The 6,202-nt window shown below is 71.0% G+C and carries 7 protein-coding genes; 3 read left to right on the forward strand and 4 right to left on the reverse strand.

What is annotated here, in order from left to right; translation table 11 throughout:
* Positions 1–12: 12 nt before the first annotated feature.
* The 3 genes from AOK09_RS22695 to AOK09_RS22705 form a co-directional block, all read right to left on the reverse strand.
* Positions 13–1,146: a lipid II:glycine glycyltransferase FemX gene (locus tag AOK09_RS22695; protein WP_055589072.1), complete on the reverse strand. Its 1,134-nt coding sequence runs from the start codon at positions 1,144–1,146 to the stop codon at positions 13–15.
* 153 nt (positions 1,147–1,299) lie between these two features.
* Entirely contained in the window at positions 1,300–1,707 is a 408-nt protein-coding gene (locus AOK09_RS22700; protein ID WP_079063335.1) for a universal stress protein, read from the reverse strand.
* 65 nt (positions 1,708–1,772) lie between these two features.
* Entirely contained in the window at positions 1,773–2,414 is a 642-nt protein-coding gene (locus AOK09_RS22705; RefSeq protein ID WP_055589074.1) for a TetR/AcrR family transcriptional regulator, read from the reverse strand.
* A gap of 133 nt (positions 2,415–2,547) precedes the next feature.
* Here AOK09_RS22705 and AOK09_RS22710 point away from each other — a divergent pair, with 133 nt between their 5' ends.
* Positions 2,548–3,705 (forward strand): acyl-CoA dehydrogenase family protein, encoded by a 1,158-nt coding sequence (locus AOK09_RS22710; RefSeq protein WP_055589075.1) that lies wholly within the window; start codon positions 2,548–2,550, stop codon positions 3,703–3,705.
* A 96-nt stretch (positions 3,706–3,801) separates the two neighbouring features.
* On the forward strand, positions 3,802–4,968 hold the full coding sequence (locus AOK09_RS22715) for a thiolase family protein (protein WP_055589076.1): 1,167 nt from the start codon (positions 3,802–3,804) through the stop codon (positions 4,966–4,968).
* 158 nt (positions 4,969–5,126) lie between these two features.
* Here AOK09_RS22715 and AOK09_RS22720 read toward each other — a convergent pair whose 3' ends face one another.
* Positions 5,127–5,600, reverse strand: a complete 474-nt coding sequence (locus AOK09_RS22720; protein ID WP_055589077.1) for a MarR family winged helix-turn-helix transcriptional regulator — start codon at positions 5,598–5,600, stop codon at positions 5,127–5,129.
* 117 nt (positions 5,601–5,717) lie between these two features.
* Here AOK09_RS22720 and AOK09_RS22725 point away from each other — a divergent pair, with 117 nt between their 5' ends.
* A complete protein-coding gene (locus AOK09_RS22725) occupies positions 5,718–6,128 on the forward strand; it encodes an organic hydroperoxide resistance protein (RefSeq protein WP_055589078.1) in 411 nt (136 codons plus the stop codon).
* The last annotated feature ends 74 nt before the right edge of the window (positions 6,129–6,202 follow it).

Below are 6,202 nucleotides of genomic sequence, written 5' to 3' on the forward strand. Positions count from 1 at the left end.
GACGGCCGGTCGTCAGCGGGCCACTGCCCGACTCGTCATATACATGTCGAAGGCCTTCTGCAACACCTTGCTGAGCGGGAAGTCCCACTCGCCCAGGTACTCGGCCGCCTGCCCCCCGGTTCCCACCTTGAAGCGGATCAGTCCGAACAGGTGGTTGTCCTCGTCGAGAGTGTCACTGATGCCCCGGAGGTCATAGACATGGGCACCCATGGCGTGCGCATCGCGCATCATCTGCCACTGCACCGCGTTGCTCGACTGGACCTCGCGCTTGCGCACGGTCGACGCCCCGTAGGAGTACCAGACATGGCTGCCGGTGCGCAGCATGGTGGTGGCCGCCAGCACCTCGCCCTCGTGGGACGCCAGGTAGAGCCGCATGCTGTCGGGGGTCTCGGAGTTGAGCGCCTTCCACATGCCCTGGAAGTACGACAGGGGGCGCGGGATGAAGTGGTCGCGCTCGCCGGTCTCCTTGTAGAGCTCGTGGAAGATCGACAGGTCCTCGAAGCGGCCCAGGTGGACCTGGACGCCGGCCTTCTCGCTCTTCTTGATGTTGCGGCGCCACTGCTGGTTCATGCCGCGGAGGATGTCGTCCATGGAGCGGCCGGCCATCGGCACCTGGAAGACATAGCGGGGCTGCCCGGCGGAGAAGCCGCCGCCGTCCTCGTCCTCGTTCTGCTGCCAGCCCATCCGCCGCAGCCGGTCCACCACCTCGAAGGCTCGCGGCTCGTAGGCGCTGGCCTCGACGTCCCGCAGCCGCTTGGCGGTCTTGCCCGCGATGGCCTGCTTGATGGTCTCCGCGTGCCAGCGGCGGATCACCACGGGCGGGCCCATCTTCACCGAGAAGGCGCCCTGCGCCTTGAGGTGCGCCAGCATCGGCTGCAGCCAGCGCTCCAGGTCCGGGTCGAACCAGTTGATCACCGGGCCCTCGGGCAGGTACGCCAGGAAGCGCTTGAGCTTGGGCAGCTGGCGGTAGAGCACCAGGCCCACGCCGACCAGCCGGCCCTGCTCGTCGAACCAGCCGATGGACTCCGGACGCCACTCGGCCTTCACCCCGCCCCATGCCGGCACCTGCATATGGCTGGCGGAGGGCAGGCCCTCGATGTAGGCCAGGTGCTCCTCACGGCTGATGGTGCTCAGGCGCAGGCTCATGGATCGCGAGCTCCTCATGCGGCGATGGTGATCGGACCGAGCCTACCTGCCGCCGGGCCGGGCCTCGTAGGCCCGCTGGCGGACAGCCCAACGCCACCGGATCAGCCCCCGGTAGGACAGGTGTCCGTCCGCGGGGCGAGTCCGTGCCTCCGGTCAGGGAACCACGGTGACCGGCCAGCGGCCGGCCTTGACCAGCCGCACCGCCACCGAGCCGATGATGCGGTGCCCCGCCTGCTCGGAGGCGCCCACCACCACCGCGTCCGCCTTCAGCCGGTCGGCGGTGGTCACCAGCCCGGTGTAGGGGTCTCCGGGGAAGGTGTGGAACTCCCAGCGGAAACGGTCGTGCTCCCCGAAGCGCTTCACCGCGTCCCGGATGTACTGCAGCAGTTCCTCGGCCACCTGCTGCCCCGCCTCCAGCAGCGTGCCGCCGACCGCGGGGGCTCCCGCGGTCATCACCGGCTGCACGTACACCAGGACCAGCAGCGCCCCCTGCCGCCGGGCGAGGCCTGCCGCATACGCGGCCGCACGCCATGCGGACTCGGAGCCGTCGACACCGGCCATGATCGTCTTTGGCCCGTCGATGCCGTACTCGAAGGCGTGCTTCTCCGCTGGCTCCGTTGGCTCCGTCACAAGCCGAGCCTACCCAGCCCGCCCTCCGGCAGCGGCCCGGGGCGGGGGCGTCGCGGGCGGTACTCCACCAGGGTGAGCGCCAGCGAGACATACCGCTCGACCAGGTCGGCGAGGGTGAGCCCGCCGTCCGGGCGGTACCACTGGGCGACGGCGTTGCACATGGCGAGGATCGCGCGCCGGGCGTCGTCGGGGTACGGGGTGAGGAAGATCCCCTGCTCCAGACCGTCGGCCACCACGTCCTGGAACATCCGGGTGGCCGCGGCCTGGCGGCGGCGGAAGTGGACGCGCTGCTCCTCGTTGAGGCTGCGGTGCTCCGTCAGTTCGATGCTGCTGCGGTCCCGCTGCCCGGCCCGGAACCGGACGGTGGCCTCGACCAGCGCCTCCAGCCGCTCGGCCGGGTCGTCCCCGGCCTGCGCGAGGGCGGTGTCGCAGTCCCGTCGGTAGCGGTCCATGCCCTCGTCCAGGATCGCGTGGAGCAGTTCCTGTTTGCCCCCGTAGTAGTGGTACAGCGCGGAGAGGCTGATACCGGCCCGCTGGGCGATCTCGCGGATCGACGTGGAGCCGTAGCCGCGCTCGGCGAACTCCTGCCGGGCGGCCTCCAGCAGGGCCTGATGGCCTGGTGGCCTGGTGGTGTCCATCGATGCGCCCCGGAGTCGTCGAACTGATCGAGCGTTCAGCAGTCTAGCGACGCGGTTGGCCAATCCACCCCTGGACAGCCTCCCGCCCTCCGTTTAACTTAACAAGCGTTCGACCACCAGAGAGGATTCCGTCGTGCGCCGCACCGTGTACACCGAGGACCACGAGGCCTTCCGGACGACCGTCCGCGACTTCATCGCCAAGGAGGTCGTCCCGGTCTACGGCGAGTGGGAGCAGGCCGGGCACGCACCGCGCGACTTCTACCGCAAGCTCGGCGATCTGGGTGTCTTCGGCATCGAGGTCCCCGAGGAGTACGGCGGCGCCGGCATGGGCGGCTTCAAGTACCAGGCCGTGGTCACCGAGGAGACCCTGCGGGCCGGGGTGTCCTTCGGCAGCGCCGGTGTGCACACCGGCCTGGTGCTCCCCTACCTCCTGGAGTACGGCAGCGAGGAGCAGAAGAAGCGCTGGCTCCCCGGCTTCGTCTCCGGCGAGATCATGACCGCCATCGCCATGACCGAGCCGGGCACCGGCTCCGACCTGGCAGGCATCACCACCCGGGCCGAGCTCTCGGCGGACGGCACCCACTACGTCCTCAACGGCGCCAAGACCTTCATCACCGGCGGGGTCCAGGCCGATCTGATGCTGGTGGTCTGCCGCACCTCCCCCGCCACCCCCGAGGACCGCAGGGCCGGCCTGACCATCCTCTGCGTGGACACCTCCTCGGCCGGCTACTCGGTGGGCCGCAAGCTGGAGAAGATCGGTCTGCGCAGCTCGGACACGGCCGAGCTCTCCTTCACCGACGTCCGGGTCCCGGTGGAGAACCTGCTGGGCGAGGAGGGGAAGGCGTTCTCCTACCTCACCCACAACCTGGTGCAGGAGCGCCTGGCCATCGCGGTCGGCGGCTACGCCTCGGCCTCTGCGGCGGTCGGCTTCGCCGTCCGCTACGTCAAGGACCGCAAGGTCTTCGGCCGCAGCGTCGCGGAGTTCCAGAACACCAAGTTCGTCCTCGCCGAGTGCGCCGCCGAGGTGGAGGCCGCCGAGTCGATGGTGGACCGCGCCCTGGAGCTGCACGAGACGGGCGAGCTGACCCCGGCCGACGCGGCCAAGCTGAAGCTGTTCTGCACCGAGGTCTCCGCCCGGGTGATCGACAAGTGCCTGCAGCTGCACGGCGGGTACGGCTACATCCTGGAGTACCCGATCGCCCGGCTCTACACCGACGCCCGGGTCACCCGCATCTACGGCGGCACCAGCGAGGTCATGAAGACGGTCATCGCCAAGTCTCTCGGCCTGTGAGGGCCCCGGCCCGCCCGGCCGCCGGCCGTCCGTCCGCCACCCGTCGATCCGCCACCCGTCGATCCGCCACCCGTCGAACCGAGGAGAGCCAGTCCCATGCGTGACGCAGTGATCGTCGACGCCGTACGCACCCCCGTCGGCCGCCGCGGCGGCTCCCTGGCCGGGGTGCATCCGGCCGACCTGTCCGCCCATGTGCTGCGGTCGCTCGCCGAGCGCACCGGTCTGGACCCGGCCCTGGTGGACGACGTCATCTGGGGCTGCGTCTCCCAGGTCGGCGAGCAGACCGCCTGTATCGCGCGCTACGCGGTGCTGGCGGCCGGCTGGCCGGAGGAGGTTCCGGGCGTCACCGTCGACCGGCAGTGCGGTTCGTCCCAGCAGGCGGTGCACCAGGCCGCCGCCGGGGTGATCTCCGGTCAGTACGACATCGCGGTGGCCGGCGGTGTGGAGTCGATGACCCGGGTGCCGATGGGTTCCTCCTGGGGCGGCGGCGCCTTCGGCGAGCCCTACGGCCCGCTGGCCCGTGCCCGCTACGGCGGCTTCGAGTTCAACCAGGGGATCGGGGCGGAGATGATCGCCGCCGAGTACGGCCTGAGCCGCTCGGAGCTGGACGAGCACGCGCTGGCCTCCCACGCCAAGGCGGCCCGGGCGCTCGACGAGGGGCTCTTCCGGAGCCAGCTGGCTCCGGTGCCGGTGGTCGGCGAGGACGGCGAGGAGCGGCTGTTCACCACCGACGAGGGGGTGCGGCGCGGCTCCACACCGGAGCAGCTGGCGGCCCTCAAGACGCCGTTCAAGGCGGACGGTGTGGTCTCCGCCGGCAACGCCTCGCAGATCTCCGACGGCTCCGCCGCACTGCTGGTCACCACCAGTGGGATCGCCGCCCGGCAGGGGTGGACCCCGATCGCCCGGGTGCACACCGCGACGGTGACCGGCACCGATCCCGTCACCATGCTCAAGGGGCCGATCCCGGCCACCGCCAAGGTGCTCAAGCGGTCCGGGCTGTCGCTGGGCGACATCGGGGCCTTCGAGGTCAATGAGGCGTTCGCATCGGTGACCCTGGCCTGGCTGAAGGAGACCGGCGCCGATCCGGCGCTGCTCAACCCCAACGGCGGGGCCATCGCCCTGGGCCACCCGCTGGGCGGCTCCGGTGCCAGGCTGATGACCACCCTGGTGCATCACATGCGGGACCACGACATCCGCTACGGCCTGCAGACCATGTGCGAGGGCGGCGGCATGGCCAACGCCACAGTGCTCGAACTGCTCTGACCCTTCGGGCCCGCCCGCAGGACGACAGGACCGGGAGCCGCCCCGACTCGGGGCGGCTCCCGGTCCTGCGTCCTGCCTTCTTCCCCGGTCGCGCCGTCCGGCCTGCCCGGCGCCGGCCGAGGCGGGGTGGCCCCGCCCGACTGCTGCCCCGTCCGGCGCTACCGCGCCTCGGCCGGTCCCCCGGCGGCCGCCACGGCGGCGTCCAGTTCACGGGTGAGGTCGTTCAGCCGGTCCCGCAGCTGGGCGATCCCGTCCAGGCTGAGCCCGGTGGAGGCGGCGATCCGCAGCGGCACCTCGCAGGCCCGGTGGCGCAGCTCGTCACCGGCCTGGGTGAGGGTCACGGAGACGGAGCGCTCGTCCTGCGTGCTGCGGCGGCGCTCCACCATCCCGGACGCCTCCAGCCGCTTCAGCAGCGGGGAGAGGGTGCCGGAGTCCAGCCGCAGGGCCTCGCCCAGGCCCTTGACGGTGGTCTCGCCGTGCTCCCAGAGCACCAGCATCACCAGGTACTGGGGATAGGTCAGCCCGGTGTCCTTCAAGAGGACCCGGTAGACGTTGCCGAAGGCGCGGTTGGCCGCGTGCAGCGCGAAGCAGACCTGGTTCTCGAGCCGCAGGGCTTCCTCGGTGGTCGTCATGACTTCAGGATACCAATCGATTGCGCTCACTTAAGTTGTGCACAACTGAGTTGTGTGCTTGAGTTACTTCATCAGCAAGCGGTCACCACGGACCGCGGAACGAAAGGGATGGTTCCCATGGACGCGCTCTACACCGCCGCCGCCACCGCCAACGGCCGCGAGGGGAAGGCCGTGAGCTCCGACGGGCAGCTCGACCTCACCCTGGCCATGCCCCCGGCGCTCGGCGGCAACGGTCAGGGCACCAACCCCGAGCAGCTCTTCGCCGCCGGATACGCGGCCTGCTTCGCCAGCGCGCTGGGACTGGTCGGCCGGCAGGCCAAGGTCGACACCAGCGACGCCTCGGTGACCGCCGAGGTCTCCATCGGCAAGGCCGGCGAAGGCTTCGCCCTCGCGGTGGTGCTGCGGGTGGAGCTGCCGGAGTCGCTGCACGGCGAGATCGGCGAGCAGCTGGTGGCCAAGGCGCACCAGGTCTGCCCGTACTCCAACGCCACCCGCGGCAACATCCCGGTGGAGCTCGTCGTCGAGTGACGACCGCCCGGGCCGTCCCGCGGGCCGCTCCCGGACCGCTCCCGGGCCACTCCCCCAGGTGAGCGGCCCCCGCC

The sequence above is a fragment of the Peterkaempfera griseoplana genome (assembly GCF_001418575.1).
Lineage (GTDB): Bacteria > Actinomycetota > Actinomycetes > Streptomycetales > Streptomycetaceae > Peterkaempfera > Peterkaempfera griseoplana.

What these genes read in the sequence shown, in the direction of transcription:
- AOK09_RS22695 (WP_055589072.1), bottom strand. Translation starts at nt 1,146, where the DNA reads ATGAGCCTGCGCCTGAGCACCATCAGCCGTGAGGAGCACCTGGCCTAC.
- AOK09_RS22700 (WP_079063335.1), bottom strand. Translation starts at nt 1,707, where the DNA reads ATGGCCGGTGTCGACGGCTCCGAGTCCGCATGGCGTGCGGCCGCGTAT.
- AOK09_RS22705 (WP_055589074.1), bottom strand. Translation starts at nt 2,414, where the DNA reads ATGGACACCACCAGGCCACCAGGCCATCAGGCCCTGCTGGAGGCCGCC.
- AOK09_RS22715 (WP_055589076.1), top strand. Translation starts at nt 3,802, where the DNA reads ATGCGTGACGCAGTGATCGTCGACGCCGTACGCACCCCCGTCGGCCGC.
- AOK09_RS22720 (WP_055589077.1), bottom strand. Translation starts at nt 5,600, where the DNA reads ATGACGACCACCGAGGAAGCCCTGCGGCTCGAGAACCAGGTCTGCTTC.
- AOK09_RS22725 (WP_055589078.1), top strand. Translation starts at nt 5,718, where the DNA reads ATGGACGCGCTCTACACCGCCGCCGCCACCGCCAACGGCCGCGAGGGG.